Annotated in this window: 24 protein-coding genes; 7 read left to right on the top strand and 17 right to left on the bottom strand. The window is 72.7% G+C overall.

Annotation, left to right across the window (positions count from 1 at the left end):
- Positions 1-42: 42 nt before the first annotated feature.
- From ACZ4SA_RS17895 to pgfA, 12 genes are all read right to left on the bottom strand, one after another.
- Complete coding sequence (locus ACZ4SA_RS17895; RefSeq protein WP_468275247.1) at positions 43-444, bottom strand: DUF4247 domain-containing protein; 402 nt, start codon at positions 442-444, stop codon at positions 43-45.
- On the bottom strand, positions 441-935 hold the full coding sequence (locus ACZ4SA_RS17890; RefSeq protein WP_468275245.1) for a DUF2617 family protein: 495 nt from the start codon (positions 933-935) through the stop codon (positions 441-443). The genes ACZ4SA_RS17895 and ACZ4SA_RS17890 overlap by 4 nt, the downstream gene beginning before the upstream one ends.
- A complete protein-coding gene (locus ACZ4SA_RS17885) occupies positions 932-1,063 on the bottom strand; it encodes a hypothetical protein (RefSeq protein WP_468275242.1) in 132 nt (43 codons plus the stop codon). The genes ACZ4SA_RS17890 and ACZ4SA_RS17885 overlap by 4 nt, the downstream gene beginning before the upstream one ends.
- An 86-nt stretch (positions 1,064-1,149) precedes the next feature.
- Entirely contained in the window at positions 1,150-1,920 is a 771-nt protein-coding gene (locus tag ACZ4SA_RS17880) for an FkbM family methyltransferase (RefSeq protein WP_468275240.1), read from the bottom strand.
- A complete protein-coding gene (locus tag ACZ4SA_RS17875) occupies positions 1,917-2,126 on the bottom strand; it encodes a Trm112 family protein (protein ID WP_468275237.1) in 210 nt (69 codons plus the stop codon). Before ACZ4SA_RS17875 ends, ACZ4SA_RS17880 begins: the two co-directional genes overlap by 4 nt.
- A 54-nt stretch (positions 2,127-2,180) precedes the next feature.
- Positions 2,181-3,062 carry a hypothetical protein gene (locus ACZ4SA_RS17870; protein ID WP_468275234.1) on the bottom strand — a complete coding sequence of 294 codons (882 nt, stop codon included), beginning with the start codon at positions 3,060-3,062 and terminating at the stop codon, positions 2,181-2,183.
- 4 nt (positions 3,063-3,066) lie between these two features.
- Complete coding sequence (locus ACZ4SA_RS17865) at positions 3,067-3,786, bottom strand: class I SAM-dependent methyltransferase (RefSeq protein ID WP_468275231.1); 720 nt, start codon at positions 3,784-3,786, stop codon at positions 3,067-3,069.
- A complete protein-coding gene (locus tag ACZ4SA_RS17860; protein WP_468275228.1) occupies positions 3,783-5,102 on the bottom strand; it encodes a condensation protein in 1,320 nt (439 codons plus the stop codon). The genes ACZ4SA_RS17865 and ACZ4SA_RS17860 overlap by 4 nt, the downstream gene beginning before the upstream one ends.
- Positions 5,102-9,571: an alpha-(1->3)-arabinofuranosyltransferase gene (locus tag ACZ4SA_RS17855; RefSeq protein WP_468275468.1), complete on the bottom strand. Its 4,470-nt coding sequence runs from the start codon at positions 9,569-9,571 to the stop codon at positions 5,102-5,104. Before ACZ4SA_RS17855 ends, ACZ4SA_RS17860 begins: the two co-directional genes overlap by 1 nt.
- Positions 9,568-10,287 (bottom strand): class I SAM-dependent methyltransferase, encoded by a 720-nt coding sequence (locus tag ACZ4SA_RS17850; RefSeq protein ID WP_468275226.1) that lies wholly within the window; start codon positions 10,285-10,287, stop codon positions 9,568-9,570. The genes ACZ4SA_RS17855 and ACZ4SA_RS17850 overlap by 4 nt, the downstream gene beginning before the upstream one ends.
- Positions 10,284-11,489, bottom strand: coding sequence for a glycosyltransferase family 4 protein (locus tag ACZ4SA_RS17845; RefSeq protein ID WP_468275224.1), 1,206 nt, complete (start codon positions 11,487-11,489; stop codon positions 10,284-10,286). Before ACZ4SA_RS17845 ends, ACZ4SA_RS17850 begins: the two co-directional genes overlap by 4 nt.
- Positions 11,490-11,656: 167 nt before the next feature.
- A complete protein-coding gene (pgfA, locus tag ACZ4SA_RS17840; RefSeq protein ID WP_468275221.1) occupies positions 11,657-12,640 on the bottom strand; it encodes a cell envelope lipid trafficking protein PgfA in 984 nt (327 codons plus the stop codon).
- A 184-nt stretch (positions 12,641-12,824) separates the two neighbouring features.
- Between pgfA and ACZ4SA_RS17835 the strand changes: the two genes are divergently transcribed.
- Positions 12,825-12,977 (top strand): hypothetical protein, encoded by a 153-nt coding sequence (locus tag ACZ4SA_RS17835; RefSeq protein ID WP_468275219.1) that lies wholly within the window; start codon positions 12,825-12,827, stop codon positions 12,975-12,977.
- A complete protein-coding gene (locus ACZ4SA_RS17830) occupies positions 12,974-14,182 on the top strand; it encodes a PucR-like N-terminal domain-containing protein (protein ID WP_468275216.1) in 1,209 nt (402 codons plus the stop codon). Before ACZ4SA_RS17835 ends, ACZ4SA_RS17830 begins: the two co-directional genes overlap by 4 nt.
- A gap of 159 nt (positions 14,183-14,341) precedes the next feature.
- On the opposite strand, the gene ACZ4SA_RS17825 is transcribed toward ACZ4SA_RS17830, so the two are convergent.
- The 3 genes from ACZ4SA_RS17825 to ACZ4SA_RS17815 form a co-directional block, all read right to left on the bottom strand.
- Entirely contained in the window at positions 14,342-15,028 is a 687-nt protein-coding gene (locus ACZ4SA_RS17825) for an HAD family hydrolase (protein ID WP_468275214.1), read from the bottom strand.
- Positions 15,029-15,052: 24 nt separating this feature from the next.
- Positions 15,053-15,535 carry an Lrp/AsnC family transcriptional regulator gene (locus tag ACZ4SA_RS17820; protein WP_468275212.1) on the bottom strand — a complete coding sequence of 161 codons (483 nt, stop codon included), beginning with the start codon at positions 15,533-15,535 and terminating at the stop codon, positions 15,053-15,055.
- A 105-nt stretch (positions 15,536-15,640) separates the two neighbouring features.
- The gene (locus tag ACZ4SA_RS17815; RefSeq protein WP_468275210.1) at positions 15,641-18,361 is read right to left on the bottom strand and encodes a SpoIIE family protein phosphatase; all 2,721 of its coding nucleotides are present in this window, start codon (positions 18,359-18,361) and stop codon (positions 15,641-15,643) included.
- Between the two features lie 274 nt (positions 18,362-18,635).
- Between ACZ4SA_RS17815 and ACZ4SA_RS17810 the strand changes: the two genes are divergently transcribed.
- From ACZ4SA_RS17810 to ACZ4SA_RS17800, 3 genes are all read left to right on the top strand, one after another.
- A complete protein-coding gene (locus ACZ4SA_RS17810; RefSeq protein ID WP_468275207.1) occupies positions 18,636-19,856 on the top strand; it encodes an FG-GAP-like repeat-containing protein in 1,221 nt (406 codons plus the stop codon).
- A gap of 374 nt (positions 19,857-20,230) precedes the next feature.
- The gene (locus ACZ4SA_RS17805) at positions 20,231-21,748 is read left to right on the top strand and encodes an FUSC family protein (RefSeq protein WP_468275465.1); all 1,518 of its coding nucleotides are present in this window, start codon (positions 20,231-20,233) and stop codon (positions 21,746-21,748) included.
- Positions 21,749-21,840: 92 nt separating this feature from the next.
- Positions 21,841-22,890 (top strand): lactonase family protein, encoded by a 1,050-nt coding sequence (locus ACZ4SA_RS17800; RefSeq protein ID WP_468275204.1) that lies wholly within the window; start codon positions 21,841-21,843, stop codon positions 22,888-22,890.
- Between the two features lie 279 nt (positions 22,891-23,169).
- Here ACZ4SA_RS17800 and ACZ4SA_RS17795 read toward each other — a convergent pair whose 3' ends face one another.
- Positions 23,170-24,090, bottom strand: coding sequence for a sirohydrochlorin chelatase (locus ACZ4SA_RS17795; RefSeq protein ID WP_468275202.1), 921 nt, complete (start codon positions 24,088-24,090; stop codon positions 23,170-23,172).
- A gap of 99 nt (positions 24,091-24,189) precedes the next feature.
- The gene (locus tag ACZ4SA_RS17790; RefSeq protein WP_468275200.1) at positions 24,190-25,173 is read right to left on the bottom strand and encodes an N-acetylglucosamine kinase; all 984 of its coding nucleotides are present in this window, start codon (positions 25,171-25,173) and stop codon (positions 24,190-24,192) included.
- Between the two features lie 129 nt (positions 25,174-25,302).
- On the opposite strand from ACZ4SA_RS17790, the gene ACZ4SA_RS17785 reads away from it, so the two are divergent.
- Both ACZ4SA_RS17785 and ACZ4SA_RS17780 read left to right on the top strand, forming a co-directional pair.
- Complete coding sequence (locus tag ACZ4SA_RS17785) at positions 25,303-25,980, top strand: uracil-DNA glycosylase (RefSeq protein WP_468275197.1); 678 nt, start codon at positions 25,303-25,305, stop codon at positions 25,978-25,980.
- 355 nt (positions 25,981-26,335) lie between these two features.
- The gene (locus tag ACZ4SA_RS17780; RefSeq protein ID WP_468275194.1) at positions 26,336-26,704 is read left to right on the top strand and encodes a hypothetical protein; all 369 of its coding nucleotides are present in this window, start codon (positions 26,336-26,338) and stop codon (positions 26,702-26,704) included.
- Positions 26,705-26,782 lie beyond the last annotated feature (78 nt).

The raw sequence follows: 26,782 nt of genomic DNA, 5'->3' as shown, positions 1-26,782 counted from the left end.
TTTCGGGGACGTCGAGGAGTTCGAACGGATGAACCGGAGGAGCTACTTGCCTTCGCCGGGGCCGCCGCCGCGGAACGAGGCGCTGTCCGGGTCGGGCCACGCGGACCGGATGCTGGACTTCCAGCGGTAGTAACCGGTGCGGTAGTTGTCGATCTCGATCCGGCTGCCGCTCTTGTGGGGGGTGATCGCGACGATGTCGTCCCGGTAGCGGAGCAGGACGGTGTCCTCGTCGTCGATGCGGTCACGGGCCGGGGTGTGACCGTCGATCTCCTTGGCGACCCCGGAGGTCGAGTCGCTGCTGTCGACGTAGCCGGCGCCGGCGGCGGTGTACTCCTGCCGGATCCAGGGCGACGGCACGCTGTTGCCGTCCTCCGGCTCGCTCGAACAGGCGGTGAGCAGGGCCGTGGCGAGAATCGTCACGCTGATGAGTCGGGCGGTCTTCATCGGGCCTCCAGCCGGGTGTGCGTCGCCACGATCTGGCGGCTCTGCGGGTACGTGTGCCAGGTGCGCCAGCCCGGTCCGGTGCCGTGCCGCTCGACGATCAGGGCGGTGACGGCTTCCGGGGAACCGGGGAACACTCCGTACAGCGACTCCGGGTCCGCTTCGGACCGGCTGCGTATCCACGCCACCTGTTCGCTGAACTCGTCGGCTGCGAAGTGCTGCACGCGGGCACTGAAGCGGTAGTCCCAGGCGTCGAACTCCTGCGCGGCCGAGTCCGGCAGGCCTCCCGCCACGCCGGGCAGGCAGGCCACGGTCTCCCCGACCGGCCCGGCGAAGACCTGATGGGAGGCGCCGAGGAGCCTGAGCTGGAGGTCGAGTCCGGCAACCGTCAGGTCGCGCACGGCCAGTGCCTCGAGCGGCGGCCGGCCCAGCGCGAAGGACAGCTGTTCCGCGTCCGTGTCCAGATAGGGGGTGCTGAGTGCTATGCCGCTCACGTGCCGCTGTCCCGGCGGATGTCGGACGCCTGCACGGCGGGGCGCTCATCCGGCACGGTCGTCCTGGTGAGGACGGCTCGGACGACGGCGCGTGCGGCGGCGCCGGGGACGGCGCGCTCGGGCTTCAACGATGATCCCCACGACTTCGGAACGGGCAGCGAGCGCGCTGAGTATGGCACAGGGGTGAGGCGTCACTCACGTGCGGGGAGAGGCGTCACTCACCGCCGGGGCGTCGGCCCTCCGGCAGGAACAGCACCGAGTTGATGTAGCGGCCGCCGCGCGGCACCACGGCCCGGCGCAGCAGCCCCCGGTGTACCAGGTGCTCGGTCCTCGCCTGGTGCACCGCCAGGTCGAAGTCGCTCAGTGGCACCCATGAACGAGCGGCCAGTACCCAGCCCCTGTAGCCCTGGCCGGTCAGCAGGGCGACGACCGGTGCGATGGGACGGATACGCGTCTCCAACTCGACGAGCAGCGCGGGGCGCTGCCTCTGCAGCAGACCCGACGCGCCCAGCAGCGCGGGCAGTTCCTCGCCGTCGACGTCCACCTTGACGAAGCCGACGTCGCGGAGACCGAGGCTGTCGATCGTGAGGCAGGGGACGTCCAGGCTGTGGGCGTGGATGTCCCGGCGGGCGAGCGAGGAGACCCCCCGATCCCCTCGGTCGCCCGCCGGAAGCCACAGGCGTGCCATGCCGGTGCGGTCGCTCGCTGCCGCCTGCACCACTCGGGCGTTGCCCGGCAGGGACGACTCGAGGTATCGGGCCAAATGGGGAACGGGTTCGACGGTGACGACGCGCGCGCAGCGGGCGGCGAGCCGGCGCGACCAGGGGCCGTACCAGCCGCCTATGTCGAGCGCCGTGCCACCCGCCGGGCAGAAGTCGGCGAGCCGCTCCAGCTCCGGCTCGAAACGGGGGTAGACGGCGCAGGCGGCGGAGCCGACCCAGCGGGTGGGCAGGCGGGCGGCGACCGCTGCCGCCAGGGTGGTCACTCGGCGGCCGTCCGCAGGTACCTGTTGTGGTCCTCCTCCGTGACCCTGCTCCCGGAGGAGGGGAGCAGTTGGGGAATGCCGTCCAGGATGGGGTAACTGAGCTGCAGCCGTGGGTTGTACAGCAGGTTCTGGTCGGCCAGGAGAGTCAGCGGGCCCTTGTCGAGCGGGCAGGCGAGGATGCGGAGCAGCGGGTCTTCGGGGTCCATGGGGGCTTCCTTGCGGTCGGGGCGATCCGGTCGGGGAAGGGTCGAGGGAGCGGGTCAAGGGGACGGGTCGTGGCGGGGGAGCGCGAGGAGCACCGACAGCGCCAGCGCGGTGCCGGCCACCCGGAGCGTCAGCAGCAGCGGATCCTCGGGCAGCGTCTCGCCGAAGGTGAGCGTCCCGAGCACGGCCGTGAACAGGCAGGTCACCGTGGTGCAGACCGGCACGATGAGCGAAGCGCGGCAACGCTGCAGCGCCGCCTGCGACATGACCAGACCGGCCGCCGCGGTGAACAGCAGCAGATAGGGGTACGGGGACGTGAACAGCGCGCGGGCGGTGTCACCGATGTCGGAGCCGGTCAGACGGCTCGACGCGCCCTTGATCGCCAGTGAGCTGACTCCGTAGAGCAGTCCCACGGCCACGCCGTAGCCGATGCCGTTCGTCGGCACCCGGTGCCGTTTGCGGGACCGCTCCTCGACCCGTCCGTACAGCCACACGCCCGCCGCCAGTGTCGGCACGCACACGAGAAGCACCAGCGCCCAAGGAGCGCCGCTGCTCACCACGTCCTCGTCCTCACGGACCGAGGCGACGACCATCAGCAGGGCGACGAGTACGGCGCCCAGCGCGTAGCGCTCGCGCCCCGACGGCTGTTCGCCCAGGACGGCCGACGACAGCAACAGCAGCAGGACGAGACCGGAGACGAAGATGCCCTGCGCGGCGGCGATCGGCAGCGCGCGGTAGACGACGAGCTGGGCGGCGAAACCGGCGGCCAGCGCCAGCGATCCGGCGATCCACAGCGGGCTGGTCAGCAGCACCAGCACGACCCGCACCGGCCTGCGGGCCGCCAGCGTGGGCAGCCCGCCCAGTGCCCGTTTCTCCAGTACGAAACCCACGCTGTACAGCAGGTTGGCCATCAGTGCGGCGCCCACGCCCCACCACATCGCGTCACCCCCGCCGCGCGTGCGCGAGCAGGATCGACGCCGCACCGGGCACGGCGCACGCCGCCCGGTCCAGCAACCGCAGCGCACGCGGCACTCCGTGGAACGGCGCCCCGGTGATCCGGACGTCACGGAAACCGGACGCGGACAGGTACGAGCGGAGGGCGCGGGCCGTGTACAGCCGCAGATGGCCGACCACCTGCGTCCCGGGCCTGCCGTGGATGCCGCGCAGACTCACCTCGGAGAACACCGGCTGCACGCCGGCCAGCAGCAGGACCCGGTTGTACCAGGCGGCCAGGTTCGGAGTGGACAGCATCAGATGGCCACCGGGCCGCAGCACGCGGCGCAGTTCGTCCAGGGCGTGGTCCGGATCGACGAGATGCTCGATGACCTCGCTGAACAGCACCGCGTCGGCGCATCCGTCGGCCAGCGGCAGTCCGCAGTCGAGTTCGCCGCGCACCACATAGGCCATACGCGGCCGGGCGCGGCGCAGGGCGTCCTGAGACCAGTCGACGCCGACCAGGCGGTGACCGGCGAGAACGGGGGACGCCGCCCTGGCGGCGGTGCCGTCGCCGCAGCCGACGTCGACGATCAGCCGGCCCGGCGTCGCGCCGAGCGCCTGCGCCAGCAACCGCGCCTGGCGTCTGCTGCGGGCGTCGCCCGATGCGACGGGGACGGCGGGGTCCTCGTAGAAGTCCCGCAGAGTCGGCGAACCGGTGCTGCTCACGGCGCCTCCGTCGATTCGAGGTGGTGGGCGAACAGGTCGCGCAGGCGGGCGCCGTCGTCGCCGCAGAGCAGGCCACGCGACCAGCGCAGCACCAGATGGAGCCGGCCCCCGGTGGACGCCGTGGTGACGGTGAGGCCGCGCGGCATCCGGGCCGGCGCGGAGAACCAGACCGCGGCGGCCAGGCCGGCGTCGCCGAAGTCCAGCGGATACGGAACCCGGCCGATGTTGCTGAGCAGCGTCGTCGACGTCCACGGCGCGGCCAGCACCCGCAGTGTCCGGGTCACCAGCGCCCGTACGGCGACCGGTGCCACCGGAGCGGTCAGCAGGCCCGCCGCACGGCCCAGTTGCGGACGCGGCCGTGCCTTGAGCGCCCGGGTCCGTTCCGCGGTACGGCGCAACAGGGCTGCGATGTCCGTGCCGGCGGCCACCTCCGCCGCGGTGAAAGCGACCTCGACGAGCCGGGTGCCGTTGCCGATCGGCATCTCGGGGCCGCGGCTGCGGTCGTCCACCGGCATGGTGATGCGCAGCGGCCGGGTGGGCGCGCCGTGGACCCGGTTCCAGTCGGCGACGGTCAGGGCGGTGGCCACCAGGAGCTGGTCGTTGACGGTGTACGGTGCGCCTGACTCCTTTGCCGGTACCGGCAGTTCGGCGACGAGCATCCCGTTGCCCGGGGTCGGCCCCGGCGAGCCGGCCGCGACCCGTGCGGGTCTGGCCGCGCCGGGTACGCGGCGGGCGCCGTGCGGCGCGGCGGGTACGGACGCCGGGCGGGCCGGGGGCGGTACGGCCGGGGCGGGGCGGTTGCTGTAGATCTCCGCGGCCGTCGCCGCGATCCGCAGGCACGCCGGGCCGTCGAGCGCGGTGTGATGGAGCGTGAACACCAGCACGCAGCCGCTGCGCCCCGGCTCCTCGACGACCTCGAGCCGCAGCGGCGGTGACGACGTCAACGGCGGCGCCTCGGCGAGTGCGCGCTCGCGGGCCCGGGCGAGCGCGCCGGGGGCGCGCGGCGGGAAAGTCACCACCTCCGTGTCCGGCCCGTCGGTCAGCTCCCACTCATAGCGACGCGCGAGCGTGCCCCGCGCCCGCTCGCGCATCAACGCACGCGGGTACCGGCCGAGGGCCTCGACGAACGCGGCCCGAAGACGGGCCGGTTCGACGCGGCCGGGGAGGTGGATCTCGATGTGCACCGTGTTTGGCTCGGTGTCCTGTGCACAGTGCCGTGCGATCTCGTCGACGACGGGAAACGGCACCCGGGGTAGCTGCCGGCCCGGCACGGCGGGGGCGGGGGCGGAGGAGGACGGACGGCGCACGGTCGCCATCAGACGCCCCCTCGGGGGTGCTCGGGCGGCTGCGCGCCGCTACGCCTCGTCCACGGCCCGGGCCCGCCGGCGGGCGGCTGCGTGCGGGGGCCGTCCGCGACTGCCCTGGGCGGCGGGGCGGACGGGTGTGGTCCGGAGGCGGGTGCGCGGGGCGGGCCGCTTCGGCTGTTCTCGTGCCCCCCTGGGCGCGGCCCCCAGCCTGGGTCCTCGGGCGCAGCGCCCGCCGTCCGGCCGCCTTCCCGGTTTGCTGCCGGCCGGGGTCCGCCGGACGACTCCGACCGGCCCGACACCCCGGGATCGCCCGACGCCCCCGACGCCCCCGACGCCCCCGGCGCCGTCGCGCGGTGGGTGCCGGTGGGGGCGCCGCGGTCGCGGCCCACGGACACCAGTGCCGCGAAGAGCGCCGTCAGCGCCAGGAGTTGGGCCGCAGGCCCGTACGCCCCCTCGCCGAGCGACGGTCGTCCCCCGCCGCCGACCACGGCCACCGCACCCGCCCCGGCCATCGCCGCGAACGCGAGCGGCGCGAGGAACACCGGGCGCAGCCACGCCACCAGGGCCAGTACGGGCACTGCCACGGCCACCGGGCCGGCGACCGCGACGGCCACGGCCGTCAGGGCAACTGTGCCCAGCAGCAGACCCGGTCCGGGCGGCGGTGCGACCGGTTCCGGGGCCGGCCGGGTGCGGCGCCCGAAGAGCGCGAGACCCAGCAGCACGACGAGCAGCGCCCCGGCGCCGATCAGCCCGGCCTCGTAAACGGTCGACGGCGCGTACTCGAGCGTCACCGTGCCGCCCTGGCCGGCCGGCACGAGCCAGGCCTGCTGCCAGCCGTCGATCCGCAGCGGCCGCAACTCCCTGCCGTCGAGCGTTGCCTTCCAGCCCGCGTTGTGGTTCTCGTGGATCTGCAGATACGAGGCGTCCCCCGGTCCGACCCGCACCGAGCGACTGTCGCCGCCGCGCTCGTCGCCGCCGCCCTCGACCTCCAGCCGGCGCGCCGCGTCGGCGACGGCCGGCGGGGTGCCGGTGGTCAGGGTGACGGCGGTGACGGCGAGGGGACCCGCGTCCCCGGCCTCGACGGTGTGGGTGCGCTCGTCGAACTGCACACGGCTCCGGTCGGTGCACACACTGACCGCGACGGGCCGGCGTCCGGTCAGGTCTCCGATGCGTCCCTCGGCGCGCGTTTCGAGGAACTGTCCGTCGACGGACAGGACCGGTCCCTTGCCGCACGGCAGTGTGAACGTCCGGTCCGGGTCCGGCTGCGGAGTCCGGAACTGCTTCAGCGCGGGGATGTGGACCTCGCTGAGTCCGACCGGCAGTTGCAACTTGTCGTCGGCGACCGGATTGTGGAGGGTCAGCGGCGCCGCGCGGGAGATCGTGATGTCCATGCGGTCGGTGGTGATGGGGGAGAAGCGGGCCATGCCGTTCTCGTCCACGGCGGCGACCGCCGTTCCGTCGGGCGAGCTGACTTGCACCTGCTCCGGCCGGGTGGACAGTCCGCCGGCCGCCGCGAAGACGATCTCGCCGACCGAGGTCTTCTTCGGCCAGGACAGATGGAGCACGGGCCGCTCACCGGCGATCCAGGCCGTGGTGAGATCGCCGTCCGTGAGATTGCGCGGGCTGAGGTTGGTCCCGAGGTTCGCGGTGGAGTCGGCGCTCACGACGATTTTGTCGCGCCGGCCGGTGAGGGAGAACAGCAGCGAGTCGAGGGCTTCGCCGGGCACGGCCAGGGCGGTGGCGCCGACGGTGTACGCGCCGGAGCGGGCTGCCGTGAACTGCCGGTGCAGGCCCACTTCCGACGGCACCGCGGACAGCCCGCCCGGGTCGCTGCCCCGCCGCAGGGAGTACACGACGGCGTCCGCGCCCTCCCTGGGTGCGTCCTGCGGCAGTTCCAGCATCCGCGTCACCTGCACACCCGGGACGGAGATGTCGGTGAATCCGGCGCCGGTCAGCCCGGGCCGGCCCTGCTGCGACTGAAGGATCGTCACCTTCAGCCAGGTGGCGACCCCTTCGGGAGCGGCTACCTGCTGCACCGACCCGTCCGGCCTGAGGGGACTCGTCCGGCTGCCGAGGTCGGTCTCGACACGGACGACCGTGGGCGCCGCCCGCACGTTCCCGCTGGGCAGCGGGGTGAGCTGCACAGCGGCGGGGACGGCCGTCGGGCCCGTGAAGTCGATCCTGACCCATTCGCCCTGAGGGGACCCCGGGGACCCTTCCGCCCACCCGGTGTCCGGGTTGCCGTCGAACGCGTTGGCCGGGTCGTACTGCGGCAGGTGGAAGAGCCAGTTGCCGACGGACGAGGCGCTGACCGAGTCTGCGCCGCGCAGCACCGCCGACGTCTGGTGCCGCGCGGCGGACAGCGGCAGGATCTGCCGCGGCTCCGCTCCCGGGTCCTGGACCGCCTCGGGTGCGTTGCGTTCTTCGCGGGTGTACGTGTGGGACGTGTTGGAGTTGACCAGACCGAAGCGGGTGTCGGCGCGGCGCATCCCGTCGCCCGCCGCGTACAGCGCCGGCCGGTCCACGCCCGGATGCCCGTCGCCGGCAAGGACGGCGGGCCGCCCGGTGAGCGATCCGCCGGCGGACAGCGGCAGCAGCGACTCGGGGCCGCCGCTGACGACTGCCGTGGCCGACACCGGCGTCAGCCGCGCCCGGCCCGGCCACTGCGTTCCTGCGGGCGGTTCGTAGATCTCCACCGCGCGCTGCCGCGGGAACAGGCCCTCCACCTGCACCGGTGTGTCGTCGGCGATCCGCCCGCCGGTCAGCACCGGACCGAAGCCTGTGACACGCCGGTACCCGGACGCCTCGAGGGTGCGCTTCACGGTCGTGGTGGGGATGTGCCCGAGCTGGCCCGGGTCGAGATCATTGCGTACGACGACGTAGTGCAGCCCCGCGCGCTGCAGATACGCGCTCAGGCCCGGCACCTCGCCTCCCGTGGTCAGCGCCTGCTCGACGGCGTCCATCGCGCGGCGGTTGCCCGGCGTGCCGAAGGGGACGTAGTCGCGCTGCGCCCAGGGCGAGCGGGCCAGAACGTCGAGGGGCTGGTCGATGGGGGAGCCCCAGGTGTAGATGCCGTGGGCGGTCGCGGGCACGACGAGAGCCCGGTCGTCGGCCGAGTTCTCGGCCAGCCAGTCCGCCGTCGTCTCCCAGTACGCGGGCAGCTGCCGGAACGAACCCGGCTGCAGAATCGAGCCGTTGACATACGGCCAGCACAGGCCCGGCAGCACCAGGACGGCGGCAGCGGCCGGGACGAAGCGCCGACCGCGCACACGGGCGGTGCGGGTGAGCACGGCGGTGAGGTGCATGAGGCCCAGCGCCAGCGCCAGGGCCAGGCCGGTCTGGAACTTGTAGACGTTGCGGAACGGCACCAGCGGCCCGTTCAGCCAGTCCTGCACGGTCGTGTGGAACGGGCCGCCCTGCGACCCGCCGTACCCGGCGAGCGTGACGAGGCCGACGGTCAGCGCGGTCACCACCAGCCAGCGGCGCTCCGGCAGATCGCGCCGGGCGAGACCGGCCAGACCGAGGGCGGCGGCGAGTGCCGAGCAGGCGACGACGACGGCCGAGGTGACGATGGTCCACCCGGCGGGGAGCCAGGCCTCGCCGAAGTTGAGATAGCCGACCCAGTTCCCCGCGCCGCGCAGTACCTCGGTCGCCGACATGGTGGCGGTGGTGGTCTGCGAGGACTCGACGTACGGCATGAAGTTCTCGCCGTACGTGCCGAGCAGGAGCAGCGGCACGATCCACCACGCGGTCGCGAGAACCACCGCGGGTGTCCACCAGGCGATGAGCGCCCGCTTGCGGGGGCCGCGGGGCCGGCACAGCAGGTAGAGGCCGACGGGCAGCAGTGAGGCCAGGGTCGACGCCGCGTTCACACCGCCCATCAGGGGGATCAGCAGCGCCGAACGTGCGGCGGCGATCCGCGGGCTGTGCCGCGGGTTCGTCAGCGGCAGCAGCACCCACGGCAGCATCGCGCCGGGCAGCGCCGCCGCGGAGGTCGACCCGACGACGATGGTGTACGTGGGCCACAGAGCGTAGACGGCCGCGCCGAGCAGCCTGCTCCGCGCGGAACCCATCCCCAGCCGCTCGGCCAGCCGCAGGGCACCCCAGAAGGCCGTGGTCACGACGATGGAGAGCCACAGCCGCTCCGCGAGCCAGACCGGTATGTGCAGCAGGTCGGCCACGGCGTGGAACGGCAGCATCGGGATCACGTAACCGACGTACTGGTCGGCGATCCCGCCGAACCCGGCACGGTCGTGCCACAACTGGCCCAGGTCGCTCAGGAACTGCCAGGGGTCCGCGACCACGCCCAGCTTCGTCTCGAACGTCATGCGTCCGGGCGACACCGCCAGGAAGGCGACGAACACCGCCGCCCAGAACCCCAGCAGCCAGCCGCGCGACCGCGGTCCCGGTGAGCGTTCGGGGGGCGGGCCCGGCGCGGTGGGGCGGGCGGGCGGTCGTGTGTGGAGCGCGCTGGTCATGAACACCGCCGGAGAATGAGGAGGAGGTTCCAGGTGGCGAACTCACGCAGCCCGGGCACACGGGGAACGAGCTCGGGGAGGACGGGCCAGTAGCGCGAGCGCGCGGAGACCACGTCCACGTCGTCACGGCCTCGCACGTGGCGCAGGGTCGGCCCGACACCGATCGCGAACAGGTTCTCGCCGAGCCGGTGCTTCGCGGGCCGTCCCGCACGGCGTTCGTAGCGGGCACGCGCACGCTCGGCGCCCAGATAGTGCCAGGGCGCCCACTCGTGGCCGCCCCACGGCGAGAGCCAGTTGGTGTACGAGACGTAGATCAGGCCGCCGGGCCGGGTGACCCGCACCATCTCGCTGAGGAACGTCCACGGGTCGGCGACGTGCTCCAGCACATTGGAGGAGAAACAGATGTCGGCCGAGCCGTCGGCGAGGGGGAGGAGGTAGCCATCGGCGACGACCGTCCCCTCGACCGGTTTCCCGGCCAGTTCCGCGGGATCAGGCTCGAACAGATAGCTGCGCGCCCCGCGGCGTGCGAATTCACGAGTGAACCAGCCGCTGCCGCCGCCGACATCGGCGACGACCCGGCCCTCCAGCTTCATGTACCGCTCGACCTGGTCGGCGGCGTCACGGGCGAGCAGCGCATAGGCGGCGGCGGGGTCGGTCTGCTCCCGCATGAACGCCCGGAACAGAGTGAGGGAGCGGCGCAGTGACGGGTCCTTCACGCGAGCGCACCGCTCGCCGCCGGAGGAGTGCCGTGCCCAGGCGTACGCGTGGCATCCATCGCTTCCGCCGCCACTGCCGCGAACTGCCGTACGGTGCTGCTCCAGCGGAACGCCGCAGCCCGTTCGGCGGCGGCCTTCCCCATGCATTCGCGGCGGTCGTCGTCGAGCGTCAGCGTGCACCATGCCGCGGCGAATGACGACTCGCCGCGGGCCAGGACTCCGGTGACACCGTCCTCGACGGAGTCGCGCAGTCCCGGTACGTCGAACCCCAGGGCCGGCGTCCCGCGCGCACCGGCCTCCGTTACGACCAGCCCCCAGCCCTCGACGGCCGCGGGGTGCAGCAGCAGCCAGGACTCGCAGAGCAGCCGGTGCTTCTCGGCCTCCGAGACGTGACCGGTGAAATCGACGCCCTCACCGGCGAGTCGCTCGAGGCGTTCACGCTCCGGCCCGTCACCGACGACGACGAGCCGGCCGCCGGTGACGGGCCGCACCCGCTCCCACAGGCGCAACAGCAGATCGATGCGCTTGTAGTCGACCAGCCGGCCGAGCGCCAGGAACAGCGGTGTCCGCGACCGCGGGCTACGGGCGGCCGGTTCGTGAACTCCGTTGTGGACCACCCGGATCCGCCCGTCCGGCACACCGATCGCCCGCAGGGCGCCGGCTGTGGAGGGGGAGACGGCGACCATCAGGTTGCCGCGGTGGGCACGAGCCAGCGCCCAGTGTTCGAGGAGCCGCCCGGCACCTGCCACCGGCGCCGGGAAGCGCATGTCCCAGAGCTCGGTGTGCACATGATTGACCAGGCAGACGGTGGGGCCGCGGTGCCACAGCGGGGCGAGGTACGGCATGCCGTTGCAGACCTCGACCAGCAGGTCGCATTCGCCGACCTGCCGTGCGAAGGCGGAGCGGGCGCCCAGGTAGTGGCCGAGTCGTCCGCCCGCCGACACGACGCGGTACGGCCGGTGCACGGCCGGTCCGCCGCAGAGCAGGGTGATGTGGTGGCCGAGGTCGGTGAGGCCCTGTGCGAGCTGATGTATCAGCAGCTCGGAGCCGCCGGCGGCGGCGTTGCCCAGATCGCGGTGGGCGAGGAAGACGATGCGACGCGGCGGCTCGAGTGCGTCCGGTAAGAAGGGGTGCCGGCCGTGGCGGTGAGCCGGCGGGAGGGGCGGTGCCTCGAGCAGTGGGGGAGGTACGTGCTGGGGCATGGGTGCTCCAACTCGTTTCGGGGTGCGGAGGGGATGGGGGGACAGGGATCGGGGGAGGGGAAGCGCGGGCGAGGGGCGACCGGGGGGCCGTGCTTCGGTGGGGACAGCCAGTTTTCGACATGCCGTCGGCGCGCGGCTACTCACGGGTATGACAACTTCGGCGGCTCTCAGACGGGCTGACTCGTCACCAAGTGAGCATCCGTACGATCCGGCGTCGGCCGGCGACCCCGAGCCACCAGAGCGGCGCCCGCGAGTGCGAGCACCGCTCCGAGCGCCCCGGCACCTGCCGGCGCGGTGGTTCCGAGGGCCGCGATCTTGTCGCTGTCGCGGGAGGCGAGGCCGACCTGCTGCCGCTGGGTCTCTGCGGTGAACGCGATCCGCTCGCTCTCCAGCAGCACGACGGCGTCCTTGTCCGACCCTGGCGCGCGCAGCGTTTTACGGGGCCCGATGGCCGCGTGCACGATGCGGCCGGTGCGCCGGTCCACGACCAGCTCGATCGCAGTGTTGGCGTACCACTCCTCGGCCAGCACCTGGGGCGTCCGGTCCCTGCCGACCAGCCGTCCCGGCACCTGCCGCACCCCGGTCCTGGTCGGCGGGACGCTGCCGGTGAACCGCAGGCCCTCGTAGCCCTGGATCTTCTTGACGCCGCTGTAACGGAGTTGGACCACGCCGCCGAGCGTGCCGTCCCACCAGCGGTAGGAGCGTTTCTCGACATCGAAGGGGAATTTCAGGTACGCCTCGCCGTCGAAGACGGGCGACTCCTCGCAGCAGTGCACCGGCTCATTGGTGGCGCGGTCGGTCACCCAGCGCTCCAGCGTCCACTGCAAGGAGTCCCGGGTGTCGGAGGCGGGCAGCGTGGCGTCCGAGTCGACGGAAGTGGAGACGTCCCACACCGCGTTGCCGCTCTTCTCGCTGTCGGCCACGTCACCCCGGACCTGCCGGGTCACCGTGATCCTCTTCCCGTGCACCGTCCGCACCTTCGAGGTGTCGAAGTAGCTGCCGGTGCCGGTGAACACGGTGGTGGTGTCGACGTCGATCGGTGTGCGTTTGGCCTGGGGTGTGACGTACCAGGCGAGAAGGGGGGCCAGCACGAGCAGGAAGACCCCTGCTCCCAGCAGGAGAAGGGAGGTCGGTGAAGCGGTACGGCGCATCCGGGCACTCCTGGATCGAAGAACTTCGCAGGGAGATGCACGGGCCCCGGGCCGGTCAGCCCTCGAGGGTTCACGACAGTAGGCAGCACTTGACTATCTGTCAATGTACAGTCAACACTGTGCGTCCAGCCGGTGGGGGCCGGCTGACGGGTGGGGGAACTCTCCAGCAAGGAGCTGACCCGACATGCGCAGACTGTTCGTCGCCGCCGTCACAGCGGCGTTCGCCGCGGCGCTCGCCGTGGGCGCGGCCTCAGGAATCGTGGCGCTGCTGAACGCCACGCCCGACCAGCCGAACGTCCCTCTGATCAGCTACGACACCGCCCAACCCGGACGATGACCCGCCCCGCGTGGAGCGAGGTGCCCAAGGAGCAGGTCGACCGGTTCGCCGCCATCGCGCTGGGCGAGGCGGGCGAGCTGGCACAACAGATCCTAGGCGAGATCCGCCGAGAACATCCCCACCTCAGACTCGTCGAGGACGACTCGGGCGAGCCCATGGCGCTCGTCGGAATCCGCCGCGCCATCGAAGGATTCGTACACAATCTGGCGTCGGGCGCCGGGAATCCGCGCGTACCGCCCGAGGTCTTCCAGGAGTTCGGGCGCGGCGAAGGGCGGGACGGGCGCAGCCTCGACTCGCTCCAGGCCACCTACCGCCTCGGGGTGAGGCTGGCCTGGCGCAGGTTCGCCGAGATCGGCCAGCAGGTCGACATCGCCGCGCCCGCCATGTACGAGCTCGCCGAATCCGGTTTCGAGTATCTGGACGGCCTCGTGGAACAGTCGGTACGCGGCTACGCGGAGGCCGCCGCCCGCCGCGCCAGTGAACGGCTTCGTCTGCAACGCCAGTTGATCGACCGACTGCTCATGGAACACCGGGGCGACCAGGCCGGTACGCTCGGCGAACGGGCGGCCCGCATCGGCTGGGAACTGCCACGGACCATCGCCGTGGGCGTTCTGATGCGCCCCGCCAGGGAAGCCGTCGCCCCGGCGGTGGAGCCGGGCATCCTCCTCGACATGGAGAGCGAGCAGCCGCGGATCGTCATTCCGGAGCCGTGCATCGCCGGCCGCGCCGAGACGCTGCGGCGCGCCACGGCCGGCTGGTCCGGCGCGGTCGGCCCGCCGGTGCCGCTGGCGGCGGCGGCGAAGTCGCTGCGCTGGGCGGAGACGGCGGTCCGGCTCGTCGAGGGCGGACTGCTGCCCGGCGGCGAGGTGCTGCACTGCACGGAGCGCACGGAGGAACTGGTGTTACTACCGTCCGCGGAGCTCATTGACGCGGCGGCCCACCGGTGTCTGGCCCCCCTGGAGAACACGGGGCCCTCTCAGGCCCGCCGTCTGGCGGAAACCCTCCTCGCCTGGCTCGAAACGGCGGGCGGCGCCCCGGAGGTGGCGCACCGCTTGGGCATCCACCCGCAGACGGCGCGCTACCGGCTGCGGCAGATCCGCGAGCTGTGGGGGGAGGTGCTGGAGGACCCCGACCGCCGCTTCGAGATGCTCCTCGTACTCCGTGCCCGCCGGCTGCGCGGCGAGGTAGGGGCCGACGGCGACTGAGTGCAACGCTCCCGCGTCATACCGCGGCGGCGTCGCGGCGCTTGGTGGCACAACGCTCCCGTGTCATCGCGCGCCGGTGTCGCAACGCTCCTGTGTCGCACCGCTCTCGTGTCACAACGGTCCCGTGTCGCACCGCTTGCGCGGCACAACGCGACCGCGTCACACCCCGCCGGTGATCCACCCGTACGCGGCTTCCGCCGTGAACTCCCGCTGCCCGCCAGGAAACAGCAGGTCGGCGGCGAGGAACGCCGGCTCGTCGGCCGTACCGGCGACGTACGGGACAGCGATGCAGCGCATGCCCGCCGCGTTGGCCGCCGCCGCTCCCGGCGGCGCGTCCTCCACGACCACGCAGTCGCCCGGCTCTGCGTGCAGCCGGCGCGCTGCCTCCAGGAAGACATCCGGTTCGGGTTTGCCCCGCCCGACCTCCTCCGCGGAGACGGTGACGGCCATGTGGGCGGCCAGGCCGGTGCCCTCGAGCACGGCCTCGATGGCGGCGCGGGACGACCCGGACGCCACCGCCATCGGCACGCCCTGCGCGGACAGGCGCGCCACCAGCGTGCGCATCTCGGGAAACACGTCCGTCGAGGCGCGCGCCAGCTCCAGGTAGGCGCGGTTCTTCGCGGCCAGCAGCTCGTCGAGCGGTGCGTCGATGGCGTGCCTGGCGCGCAGGATCTCCAGCGTCTCCCGCGTTCCGATGCCGATGAACTCCGTGTGCTCGGCCCAGTCGAATGCGAGCACCCCGTGCGCGGCGAGGACCCGGCGCCCCGCTTCGAAGTAGTTCGGCTCGCTGTCCACCAGGGTGCCGTCGAGATCGAAGATGACCGAAGGGGTACGCGCGGTGCTCATGCCGTCCAGCATGCCAACGCCTCTTCAGGGCTTTGCACCGGCCGAGCGTCCCACCGATTCGACCAGGGGCAGCAGCCGGTACGGCACCCGCTCGCGCAGTGCCATCTCCGTGCGGGTGCGCACCACACCGGGCAGGTTGATCAGGTGCTGGATGACGTCCTCGAGATGTCCGTTGTCCCGTGCCGCGACCCTGGTCAGCAGGTCTCCGCCCCCGGTGATCGAGAATGCCTCGATGATCTCCGGCACGGCCGCCAGCGCATCGCCCACCTCGTCCAGATGCCCCTGCGTCACCTCGATGTGCACGAAGGCCAGCACCGGGTGGCCCAGCGCGACGGGGGACAGGAACGGACCGGTCCCCGTGATCACACCGTCGCGCTCCAGACGGTCGACCCTGGCCTGCAGCGTGCCGCGCGCGATGCCGAGGATCCTGGCGTACTCGCGCACGCTCGTGCGCGGCTGCTCGATCAGCAGCCGCAGGATGCGGGTGTCGAGTTCGTCCACCGCCATGGTCCTTCGGACCCTTTCACGACGGGATCAGTCATGGATGCCCACAGTACCAATGGTGCTGTGAGTGCCGTCCCCGCCGGGCCACTGGCCCCGCCGGGCCCCGGGTCACCACGCCAGGTGGTCGAGAAGCGCCTCGCCCGCCGGCGCCTGTCCGTCGATCAGGGGCTGCTCGGCCCAGATCACCTTGCCGGTCGGCGTGTACCTGGTCCCCCAGCGCGCGGCGAGCCGGGCCACGAGGAACAGGCCGCGCCCGCCCTCGTCGGTAATGGCGGCCTGCCGAAGATGCGGGGAGGTGCTGCTGCCGTCGGACACCTCGCAGATCAGGCTGCGCTCGTACAGCAGCCGCACATGGATCGGCTCGGAGCCGTAGCGGATCGCGTTGGTGATCAGTTCGCTCAGCACCAGCTCCGTGGTGAATCCGACCTCGTCCAGTCCCCACTCGTCCAGTTGGCGGCTGCACGCGCTGCGGACGGGTGCGACGGCGGCGGGGTCGCGGGGGACGTCCCAGATGGCGACCCGGGCCGGGTCCAGCAGTCGGGTGCGGGCCACGAGCAGCGCGATGTCGTCGCGGCGCGGAGAGGGGACCATGGCGTCGAACACGGCCTCGCAGATCTCCTCGGGCGGCCGGTCGGCATGGTCGGACAGGATGGTGCGCAGGACGTCGAGACCGGAGTCGATGTCGCGGTCGCGGTGCTCGACCAGTCCGTCGGTGTACAGGACGAGCCGGCTGCCCTCCGGCAGACGCACCTCGGTGGTCCCGAACGGCATGCCGCCGAGGCCCAGGGGAGGGGAAACGGGCACCTCCAGGAACTCCACGCCGCCGTCCGGACGCACGAGGGCGGGCGTGAGATGCCCGGCCGTCGACATGCTGCACATGCCGGAGACCGGATCGTAGATCGCGTACAGACAGGTGGCTCCGGTGATTCCGTCGCCGCCGCCCCCGACGGGCTCGTCCTGGTCGATACGGCTCACCAGGTCGTCCAGGCGGGCCAGCAGCTCGTCCGGCGGGAGATCGAGGGTGGAGAAGTTGTGCACGGCGGTACGCAGCCGTCCCATGGTCGCCGCGGCGTGCAGTCCGTGGCCGACGACGTCGCCGACGACGAGGGCGACCCGGGCCCCGGGCAGCGGGATGACGTCGAACCAGTCCCCGCCCACCCTGGCCTGCGCGGGCAGATAGCGGTAGGCGATGTCCAGAGCGCTCTGACTGGGCAGGACGTGCGGCAGCAGGCTTCGTTGGAGGGTCTCCGCCATGCGGTGCTCACGCGTGAAGCGGCGGGCGTTGTCGATGGCGACGGCGGCGCGCGCGGTCAGCTCATTCGCGAAGGACAGATCGTCCTCCTCGAAGGGTTCCGCCCGTTCCGCACGCCAGAAGTTGACCAGCCCGAGCACCACACCACGCGCCTGCACCGGCGCGGTGATCAGCGAGTGGACACCGTAGGCGAGGGCGGCGTCCGCCCCCTCGGGATCCTGCGCCCGCCAGCTCTCGGCGACGGTCAGATCGGCTTCGAGCGTCGCATGGCCGCCGGCCAGGGCTGCCGCCATCGGCGTGGTGCGGGACACGAAGCGGATCACATCGCCGACCGGCTGGAAGGGGTGGTCCGCGCGGATGCCGCACAACGCGGCCCGGCGCATCTCCGTGGGCACGCCGGACGGCTCGTCTCCGTGCAGCACCGGCTCCAGCAGCTCGACGGTGACGAAGTCCGCGAACCGGGGGACCGCCACGCGTGACAGCTCGTCCGCGGTCCGGACCACGTCCAGCGTGGTGCCGATGCGTACCCCGGCGTCGTAGAGCATCTTCAGCCGCCCGCGGGCGACCTCGGCCGTCCCGGACAGCGCACGGAGCTCCGTGGTGTCCCGCAGCGTCGCCACATTGCCGGTACTGCCGCCGTACGGTGCCGTCGGCCGCGTGTTCACGGCCAGCAGCCGGTCCCCGGCCGGGTGCACCTCGTCGGTCACCGCACGGCCGGAGACCAGCAGATCGGCGATGCCGGGGTCGAGGTCCAGGTCGGCGACAGGGCGCCCGTCGGCGTCCGGCGGCAGTTCGAGCAGCCGGCGCGCCTCGTCGTTGGCCAGCATCAGCCGGCCGTCGCCCCCGACGATCAGCACGCCCTCCCGCACGGCGTGCAGGACCGCGTCATGGTGCTCGTACATCCGGGTCATCTCGGTGGGGCCGATGCCGTGTGTCTGCCGCCGCAGCCGGCGGCTCACCAGGGCGGCGCTGCCCGTGGCGAGGGCGAGCGCCGCGGCGCCTGACGCGAGGAGCACCGGCAGTTGGCGGTCCATCGCGTTGCCCACGTTCTCGATCTGCACTCCCGCCCCGACCAGTCCGACGACGGCCCCGTCGGGACCGAAGACGGGGACGATCGCACGGGCCGCGTCACTGGGCTCACCCTCGTAGATCTCGGTGAACGCCTCTCCGGCGGTGGCCCGCCCGACGCCCATGTTGCGCCGGCCGACCAGGTTGGGCTCGGTGTCCGCGTACCGGGTGCCGTTCGGGGACATCACGGTGATGAAGTCGACCCCCGATTCCTGCGCCACACCGGCCATCAACGGCTGCAGTACGGCGGTGGGGTCGGGAGACCGCAGCGCCGCCAGGGTGCCGGGAGCGTGAGCGTAGGACGCGGCGGCCGCCAGCGACCGGTTCTCCGCGTCCTCCTCGCTGTCGTCCCGCGCCTGCAGTACGAGGGCGGCAACCGCGGCCACGATCAGCAGCACCGCGACGGCGACCTGCAGGAAGAGCACCTGCCCGGCGACGGTGCGAGCCCCCAGCAGGGACTGCGCTCGTCGCCGCAGGCGCCGCGACGTGTCGGGCCTGTGCCCGTTCATAGCGCTCCACTCCCGGGGGTCTGGCGGCGGCGCCGGGCGGACGCACCGGACGAAGGCCGGCTTGCCGCAAACCTGACCGGGTGGACGGCCCGGTCATGCCTCTTTTCTAGCATCCGGTGGACTATTCGGGTCGTCTATGGTCATTTCGCTCACACTGCTGCGCGTGCTGACCGCCCACGAGAAGGCAACGTCCGAGACAAAGTGATCACTCGGCAGGTATCTTCCTCTCGCGGCGCGTCGAGGGTCTCTCCGTGCCGCGTCAGGGAGGGAACACATGCGCATATCACTGCTTCGGCGCGTGGTCACGCTGGCCACAACGCTGGGGCTCACCTCGCTCGGGCTCCTCGGCGCGGGCGCGGCGCCCGCGCAGGCCGCGATCGGCGACTGCCCGGCGGGCTACTTCTGTGCCTGGAAGAGCGACAACGGCACAGGCACCATGTTCAAGACGAACACGGACAAGGCGACGCTCGGGACCTGGGACAACACGTTTCAGTCGGTCGTGAACCACACGTCCAAGTTCGTCTGTCTGCACGACAATGCGAACTACGACAAAAACGGTGGCGTCGACGTGTGGGGGCCCGACCCCGCGGGGACCGAATGGGGCTACTCCCATCGCTCCGTCAGCTCGGTGCGGTTCGTCCTCACCGAGCGGGAGTGCATCCTTCCGCCGTACCCGCAGTGGTACGCGCCGACCGCGCCCCAGGCGGCGGGCTTCGGTGACCTGAATGCCGACCGGCGGGCCGACGTCCTCGTCCGGGACAAGGCGGGCCGTCTGTGGTTCCTGCGCGGCGACAACACCGGCCAGCTGGTCGGCAAGAGCGGCTGGAACGCCATGAACGCCCTCGTGCGGCACGGCGACTTCAGCGGTGACGGCCGCGAGGATGCGATCGCCCGCGAGGCGTCCACCGGGAAGCTGTGGCTGTACCCCGGCACCGGCACCGGCAGCCTCGGTGCGCGCAAGCTCATGGGCAACGGCGGCTGGAACGCCATGAGCCGGCTCGTCGCCTACGGAGACCTCTCCGGCGACGGCCGCTCGGACCTGCTGGCCGTCGAGAAGTCCACAGGCAAGCTGTGGCTGTACCCCGGCACCAGCACCGGCAGCCACGGTGCGCGCAAGCTCATCGGCAACGGCGGCTGGAACGGCATGAGCGCCCTGGTCGGGGCGGGCGACATGAACGGCGACGGCCGTGCGGACCTGATCGCCCGCAAGGCCTCCACCGGGGAGCTGTTTCTGTACCCGGGCAGGACCGGAGCTCTCGGGTCCCGTGTGCTGATCGGCAACGGCGGCTGGAACGTCATGGACACGTTCCTGGGCCTGGGCGACGTCTCCGGCGACGGCCTTGGCGACCTCGTCACCACCACCAAGAGCAGCTATGTCGGCCAGGCGTGCCGGGGCGTCGGGTGTCAGCTCGTCTACGTGGGCCGCGGAACCGGCGCGCTGGCGTCGCGTACGGAGACCGCCGACGACTGGTGGAACCTGAACGGCGCGTTCTGATCCAGGGGCAGGACCTCTGGGCAAAGGGCCTCCGCTTCCGAGCGGAGGCCCTTTCGTCTTGTGCGGCACTGTCCGGACACCCCAATGACAAGGCTGCTGACACCGCACTACCGGGCGAACAGGTGCGGGAACGGAAGTCCGCGCGGCTGCGGAATGTCCTCCCGGGGGCGCAACACGGTGCTCGGGGGTCCCCGGCCGTGGTCCATTGGCCCGCTGCACCGCCCACTGACCCGTGCCTCGGGTGGGCCAATGGCACAGTCGGGCGAGGGCGGCTTGAGCCACCGGGCCCCCGGATGGTGTCATAGGGCCGTCAACGGCGCTGCGGAATCCGCGGCGCCTTTTTCATGCCGAAGTCGAATCAGGGGCGGGAAGCAGTGCTGAAGAGGATGTTCGTGGCTCCGGACCCGGGGCGGCTGCGACTGCGCAGTGCCTTCCGGGCCGTCCTCGGCACCGGCCTGGCCGTGGCGTTGTGCGGCCTCACGGGCCACACGCTCAACGCGATCGTCGTCGGCGGCCTCGCCGCACTCCTCGCGCTCTTCACCGTCACCGACCCGACGGTCCGCGGCCAGATGATCACCACCGCGCTGCTGCCCGCCGTCGGCTTTCCCGTGCTCGCCGCGGCGGCGTTGCTGCACGACTACGCAGCGCTGCGCGACATCGTCTTCCTCGCCGTAGCGGGCGCCGGGGTGTACGTCCGGCGCTGGGGTCCGCGCGGCCACTCCCTGGGCGTCTTCGCGTTCATGACGTTCTTCGTCACCCAGTTCCTCCACACGCGGCCCGGTCAGCTGCCGGAGCTGTACTCCGCGGTCCTCCTGGCGGTTACCGCCTCGTCGCTCGTCCGCTTCGGCGTCTGGTGCTACGAGAAGAACGCCGCGCCGCTCATCGTGCCCGCCCTCCCCGGTGGCCGGGGAACGGCTCGCACCACCACCCGGCAGGCCGTGCAGGTCGCCGCGGGCGGCGCGTTCGCGCTGGTCGTCGGCCAGCTCGTCTCCGGGGACCGTTGGTACTGGGCCGTGGGCGCCACGTGGTGGATCTTCGTCAACACCGCGTCGCGCGGTGAGACCCTGGTCCGCGGCTTCCGACGGGTCCTCGGCACACTCACGGGCATCGCGGTGAGCCTCGTCGTGGCGGTGCCCCTGCACGGCGAGGTGGTCCCCACGGCCGCCCTCGTCGCGGTCTGCGTCTTCGGGATCTTCTACACCGCCGCGGTCTCGTACACCTGGATGATGCTCGCGGTGACGGTGATGGTGGGCTTGCTCTACGGGCTCCTCGGCGTGCTGACCCCCGCCCTGCTCGCGCTGCGTCTGGTCGAGACCGGCGTCGGTGCCCTCGGCGCCGTGCTGGCCGTCACCTTCGTGCTGCCCGTCACGACCCATGCCACGACGAACGCCTGGGTCGAGAGCGCGCTCCACTGCGTACACGGCTGTACCACCGCAGCGGCCCGCCGCATCGCGGGCGACCCGGACGCGGACCCGGCCCCGCTCGCCGCGGAGCTGGAGGCCCTGCTCGGCCGCGCCCGACTCTCCCTGGCCCCGCTCGTGCACCCGCTCAGCCCGCTACGGGCCCGCAAGGCCCGTGCCCGGCAGGTTCTCGCGCTGCTTGACGACTGTGCGCGGGAGGTACGGGGCCTGGCCGCCGTCGCGGCCGACCCGGAAGCCTCCCACGACGCACGCCTGTCCGACGCCTGCCGACGCGTCGAGGCCGCCCTCGCCATCCTGGTCGGGTCCCGCGGTCCGATCCCGGCACACGCCCCCACCCTCGGCGCGGGCAGCGTACGGCTACGCCCGGGTGCCGAAGCCGCGCTGAACCACCTGCACAGCCTGGAACGGGCGCTCGCCGACCTCGCCGTGCCCCTGCGCAGCTCTCCCCGGTCCTCGCTCGCGGGTTCCTGAGACGGCACGGTCCCCTACGGGCCGCCCAGATTGGTATGGACCAGCTGCTACCGTCCGGCGTGGACCTTGCACGCTGAAGAGGGGACAACGCAGTGGCCGGACAGAGCCCGGGGCGGGCCTTCATCGGATCGTTCACCTCGGCAGGCGGGCGGGGGATCATCGCCGCTGCCGTGGACCCCGAGACCGGAGCCCTGGCCGAGACCGGGGCGAGCGACGCCGTCACCGACCCCTCGTACCTCGCGACGGTGACAACGGCGGCCGGAACCGCCCTCTACGCGGTCTCCGAGACGGCGGACGGGGCGGTGGCGTCGATCGACGTGACCGGGGCCGCCCCGCGCCCGCTCGGCGAGCCGGTGCTCGTCGGCGGCGAAGGCCCCACACACATCGCGGTCTCCCAGGGGCACCTGCTCACCGCCAACTACGGCTCCGGCAGCGTCAGCGTCCTGCCCATCGGCACCGACGGCGCTCCCGGACCCGTCGGCGGCGTCATGCAGCACGAGGGCCGCGGCCCCGTCCCGGACCGCCAGGCCGGACCCCATGCCCACCAGGTGCTGCCCGACCCGTCAGGCCGTTGGGTGCTCAGTGTCGACCTCGGAACCGACTCCGTACGGATCTGCGCGCTCGACACCGCGGCGGACGCGCTGGTCCTCCACGGCGAGACCCCGCTGCGCCCGGGCACCGGGCCGCGCCATCTCGCCTTCCACCCGGCCGGCCGCCATGCCTATGTACTGGGCGAGCTCGAGCCCACGGTGACCGTCTGCCGGTGGGACGCGGCGGCCGGGACCCTTGAACCGGTCGGCGAGACCGCCGTGCTGCCGGCCGGCACGACCGGTCCCGCCTATCCCTCCGAGCTCGTCGTCTCGCACGACGGCCGCCGGATCTGGTCCGCGGTCCGCGGCCACGACAGCATCGCGGTGCTCGACCTGGACGAGACGGGGGAGCGGGCGCGGCTGGTCACCACGGTCCCCTGTGGCGGGCACTGGCCGCGCGACCTGGCACTGGACCCGACGGGCCGTCGCCTCTACGCGGCGAACGAGCGCTCCGGCGACGTGACCTGGTTCACCATCGACCAGACCACCGGCATCCCGCAGCGAACGGGCTCGCTCACCGTCCCGGCGGCTTCCTGCGTCGTCTTCGCCTGACAACCCGGAGCCGGGCACCATGCCCGGACCGTTGCCGGGCCGGTGCCGCCCGCCGCGGCGGACGGCTGCCGGGCCGGTGCCGCCCGCCGGGCCCGAGCTGCCCGCCTGGCCGGACGCCGTGCCCCCAGCGCTGCCGGGCGTCGTGAGGACGGCCGGGCGGCGCGGAAACGGCTGGACGTCGCGGGACGGCACGCAGGGCCCGTACCGGGGACTCTCGTCACCCGCTACGGGCCCTGCGTGCGATGCTCCTGCTCGGCCGCGACAGCCGTACCGGTCACGTCAGTGGGGCTGCGCCCCTTGCGGCTGGGGCGCGATGCCCAGCGCGGTCGTGTACTGCGACAGCACCAGCCTGCCGATGGCCGGGTACGCGCCGAGCGCCTCGGCGGCGGCACAGCCGGCCTCCTTCGCGGCGGCGTCGAGCAGGCCCTCCGGCAGCTCGGGTCCGACCAGGTACGGGGCGAGCGCCAGCTGCACCGAGCCGGAGCCCCTCAGTTGCTCGGCGATGGCCGCGACCGAGCCCGGCTCGTCGAGCGCGGCGGCCATCACGGGCACGGCCAGGCGCGCGGCGAGCAGCATGCCGGTGATTCCCGCCGCCTGCACGGCCTCCTCGCCGCCGACGGTGGCGAGGATGATGCCGTCGGCCGCGGTGGCGACGGTGAACAGCCTGGCGCGGTCGGCGCGGGCGAGACCGGCCTCGGAAAGGCGGACGTGCACGGCCTCGGCGAGCAGCGGGTGCGGGCCGAGGACGTCGGTCAGCTCGGCGGCGGCACGGCTGTCCATGACCGCCTGCCGGATGCGGCGCATCAGCGCGTTGTCAGGGCCGGCGAGCAGCGGCACCACGACGGCGGCGGGGCCCTCCGGCTCCGCGACCTCACGGCCGGCGGCCTTCGCGATCTCGTACCGCTCGGTGCGCCGGGCGGCGATGTGCGCGAGCACGCTCTCCAGCGTGGGGTACTCCGCGCCGTCGCCGTCGAGGTAGCCGATGCCGACATCGAGGCCGGGCAGCTCGGACCGGGTGATGCTTATGACCTCTTCGGCCAGGCCGCGCGTCGTGGGCGTGGGGGTGCCGGGGACGGCGAGCACGAGGGCGGGTGCGCCCTCGGGAGCCGCCACGGGCTCCGGGCGGCGGTGTCGCCCGGACTGGCGGGGTCGCGGCATTCGTACAGGCAGGCCGGGTGCAGGCCCGGTGGAGGAGCTCATGGCGCCGCATGCTACTGGTTTTGGGGGCGCGGCTGTTCGGGGAGGGGGCGGCCGCGCGTCATCTGTCCATATTTATCCGCTTGACACTCCGTGAGCGCCTCACCCCCTTCTGTCGGGAACCTGCAACAGGGTCGGATGGGTCGGCAGGAGCAGCCCGTCCTCCGCGAGGGCTGCTGCCAGACGCAGGGCTCCGAAGAGCGGATCGCCGTCCGCGGTCACCTGGCGGGCGTGCGGCAATTGCTCGGCCAACTCTGTGCGCAGAGGCGCGAGAAGTGGCTCGCCGAGCTTCAACAGTCCGCCGGTGAGCGCCACTTCGCAGTCGCCCGTCACTTCGCCGGGCAGCGGGCACACCGCCGCGGCCGACTCGGCGATGTGCCGCGCGGCCTGCTCGAGGATGCCGGCGGCCACCGCGTCGCCCTGTGCGCACCGGGCGACCTCCGGGGCGAACGAGGCGAGCACCGCAGGCCGGTCGGTCCGGGGGTAGAGCAGTCCCGGCACCTCCCAGGCGGGGCCGAGGACCGACTCCATACGTTCCAGGAGTGCTGCCGAGCCGCCGCGCCGCCCGTCGTACTCACGCAGCGCGGCCTCGAGGCCGGCTCGGCCGATCCACGCTCCGCTTCCGCAGTCGCCGAGCAGATGCCCCCACCCGTCGGCGCGACGCCAGGCGGTCAGGTCCGTGCCCAGCGCGATCATTCCGGTGCCGGCGGCGATCACGGCCCCGGGCCGCCCGTCGAGGGCTCCGGCGTAAGCGGTGACCGCGTCGGCGGCGAGGCCCACCCGCCGTACGCCCAGCGCGCTGTCCAGCGCCGCGGGCAACTCGGCACGCAGCCGGCCGCCCAACGTCCCCATTCCCGCCGCTCCGATGACCACGGCCGACAACGGGCCGGCGCCCCCGGCTCGCTCCAGCAACGCCCGCGCCATCGGCACCAACTGGTCGAGCATGTGCCCGGCATCGATCCCGTCGCCGCCGGTGCGCACCGGTTCGCGCGAGACGGCAGTCTCGGCGTGCTGGAGCTGTGCGGCGTCGGCGAGGGCAGCGCGCAGCCCGGAGCCGCCCGAGTCCACACCGAGGACCAGGCTCACGGGTGACCGCCCAGGCGACTCATGGACACTCCGGGAAGAAGAGGGATGACGACGGCGCAGAGCCTATCGCCGGCCTCGTTGGACCTGCATGTCCGACCGGGTGTGCGTGGGCCGGTAGGGTGACGTCCTGTGGCAGCACGACCGTTGAGTGAACTGGTGGAGCCCGGCTGGGCCGAGGCGTTGCGTCCTGTGGCGGGGCGTATTGCGGCGATGGGGGACTTTCTGCGAGCGGAGATCGCAGCCGGTCGCACCTATCTGCCGGCGGGGCAGCATGTACTCCGTGCCTTTCAGCAGCCCTTCGACGAGGTCCGCGTCCTGATCGTCGGTCAGGACCCCTACCCCACCCCGGGAATGGCCATCGGCCACAGTTTCGCCGTGGCACCCGAAGTCCGGCGTCTGCCCGGCAGCCTGGAGAACATCTTCCGGGAGCTCCACACGGACCTCGGTCTGCCGCGCCCTTCCAACGGCGATCTCACGCCCTGGACCCGGCAGGGCGTGCTGTTGCTCAACCGTGCGCTGACCACGGCACCCAGCAAGCCCGGCGCCCACCGGGGCAAGGGCTGGGAGGAAGTGACCGAGCAGGCCATCCGTGCTCTCGCCGGACGAGGCAAGCCCCTGGTGTCCGTGCTGTGGGGGCGGGACGCACGCAACCTGCGCCCGCTGCTCGGCGATCTCCCTGCCATCGAGTCCGCACATCCGTCGCCCATGTCGGCGGACCGCGGCTTCTTCGGTTCCCGGCCCTTCAGTCGCACCAACGACTTCCTCGTACGGCAGGGAGCGCAGACGGTGGACTGGCAGCTGCCGTAGGAACGAGGTGGCCCGCAGGCATCCCGGCGGACCCGACGGGGCCGTCCGCACTAACCGGCCGTCACGGGATCTTTTGACCGGTTCCGCACCGCCACCTGCGCTTTCTCCTTCCGACGGTCTCCGGCGGGGGTGAAGTGGGCGTGCCGTTACGGGCGATCGTGCCGACTGTTGTGTACGGGAGGCGGATGCCGACGAATCTTTGGCGCCGTGCCGGAGATGCCTCCCGATGAGGAGCGCCATGCGTGTTTCACGAACTTGTACAGGCCTGGCCGGAGCAGCTGCCGTTCTGCTGCTTTCACCCTCTGCCGTCGCGTGGGCAGACGGTCCGACAGCGAGCGGGCCGACGGATGTGAGAGTGAGTCCGTCGCAGGTGCACCAGGGTGCGACGTTGTCGGTCTCCGCGTCGGGCTGCACCAGCGGCGGCACGGTGAGATCGGCCGCCTTCCCCACCGTGACACTGCCGGCCGGGCCGAGAACGACGGCAACGGCGCGGGTGTACAACACCGCCACCGTCGGTGCCGCCACCCTGAGCGTGCAGTGCGGCGCCCGCAGCGCGAATGCCACGTTCACCGTTCTCAGGGGCGCCGCCGCGCAGGGTGGTGTCGGTGGTTCCCGGACGCCGAGCGGGGTCGAGGTCGCCGCCGGCAGCGCGATGACCGGCCTTGCTGCCTGCGCGGGGGCGTTCCTCGTCGCCCGCCGCCGCGGCAGCCGTAGCCACGGCTGACGGCGATGTCGCGGCCTGCCTGCCCCCGTCGTGCGTCAACGGGCGACCGGCCGGGGCGGTTGTCACGCCCCGGCCGAA

The organism is Streptomyces sp. NPDC027962 (genome assembly GCF_055566095.1).
This window is presented reverse-complemented; position numbering and strand designations above follow the sequence as displayed.

What these genes read in the sequence shown, in the direction of transcription:
- ACZ4SA_RS17895 (WP_468275247.1), bottom strand. Translation starts at nt 444, where the DNA reads ATGAAGACCGCCCGACTCATCAGCGTGACGATTCTCGCCACGGCCCTG.
- ACZ4SA_RS17875 (WP_468275237.1), bottom strand. Translation starts at nt 2,126, where the DNA reads ATGGACCCCGAAGACCCGCTGCTCCGCATCCTCGCCTGCCCGCTCGAC.
- ACZ4SA_RS17870 (WP_468275234.1), bottom strand. Translation starts at nt 3,062, where the DNA reads ATGTGGTGGGGCGTGGGCGCCGCACTGATGGCCAACCTGCTGTACAGC.
- ACZ4SA_RS17860 (WP_468275228.1), bottom strand. Translation starts at nt 5,102, where the DNA reads ATGGCGACCGTGCGCCGTCCGTCCTCCTCCGCCCCCGCCCCCGCCGTG.
- ACZ4SA_RS17855 (WP_468275468.1), bottom strand. Translation starts at nt 9,571, where the DNA reads ATGACCAGCGCGCTCCACACACGACCGCCCGCCCGCCCCACCGCGCCG.
- ACZ4SA_RS17845 (WP_468275224.1), bottom strand. Translation starts at nt 11,489, where the DNA reads ATGCCCCAGCACGTACCTCCCCCACTGCTCGAGGCACCGCCCCTCCCG.
- pgfA (WP_468275221.1), bottom strand. Translation starts at nt 12,640, where the DNA reads ATGCGCCGTACCGCTTCACCGACCTCCCTTCTCCTGCTGGGAGCAGGG.
- ACZ4SA_RS17835 (WP_468275219.1), top strand. Translation starts at nt 12,825, where the DNA reads ATGCGCAGACTGTTCGTCGCCGCCGTCACAGCGGCGTTCGCCGCGGCG.
- ACZ4SA_RS17830 (WP_468275216.1), top strand. Translation starts at nt 12,974, where the DNA reads ATGACCCGCCCCGCGTGGAGCGAGGTGCCCAAGGAGCAGGTCGACCGG.
- ACZ4SA_RS17825 (WP_468275214.1), bottom strand. Translation starts at nt 15,028, where the DNA reads ATGAGCACCGCGCGTACCCCTTCGGTCATCTTCGATCTCGACGGCACC.
- ACZ4SA_RS17820 (WP_468275212.1), bottom strand. Translation starts at nt 15,535, where the DNA reads ATGGCGGTGGACGAACTCGACACCCGCATCCTGCGGCTGCTGATCGAG.
- ACZ4SA_RS17815 (WP_468275210.1), bottom strand. Translation starts at nt 18,361, where the DNA reads ATGAACGGGCACAGGCCCGACACGTCGCGGCGCCTGCGGCGACGAGCG.
- ACZ4SA_RS17810 (WP_468275207.1), top strand. Translation starts at nt 18,636, where the DNA reads ATGCGCATATCACTGCTTCGGCGCGTGGTCACGCTGGCCACAACGCTG.
- ACZ4SA_RS17795 (WP_468275202.1), bottom strand. Translation starts at nt 24,090, where the DNA reads ATGAGCTCCTCCACCGGGCCTGCACCCGGCCTGCCTGTACGAATGCCG.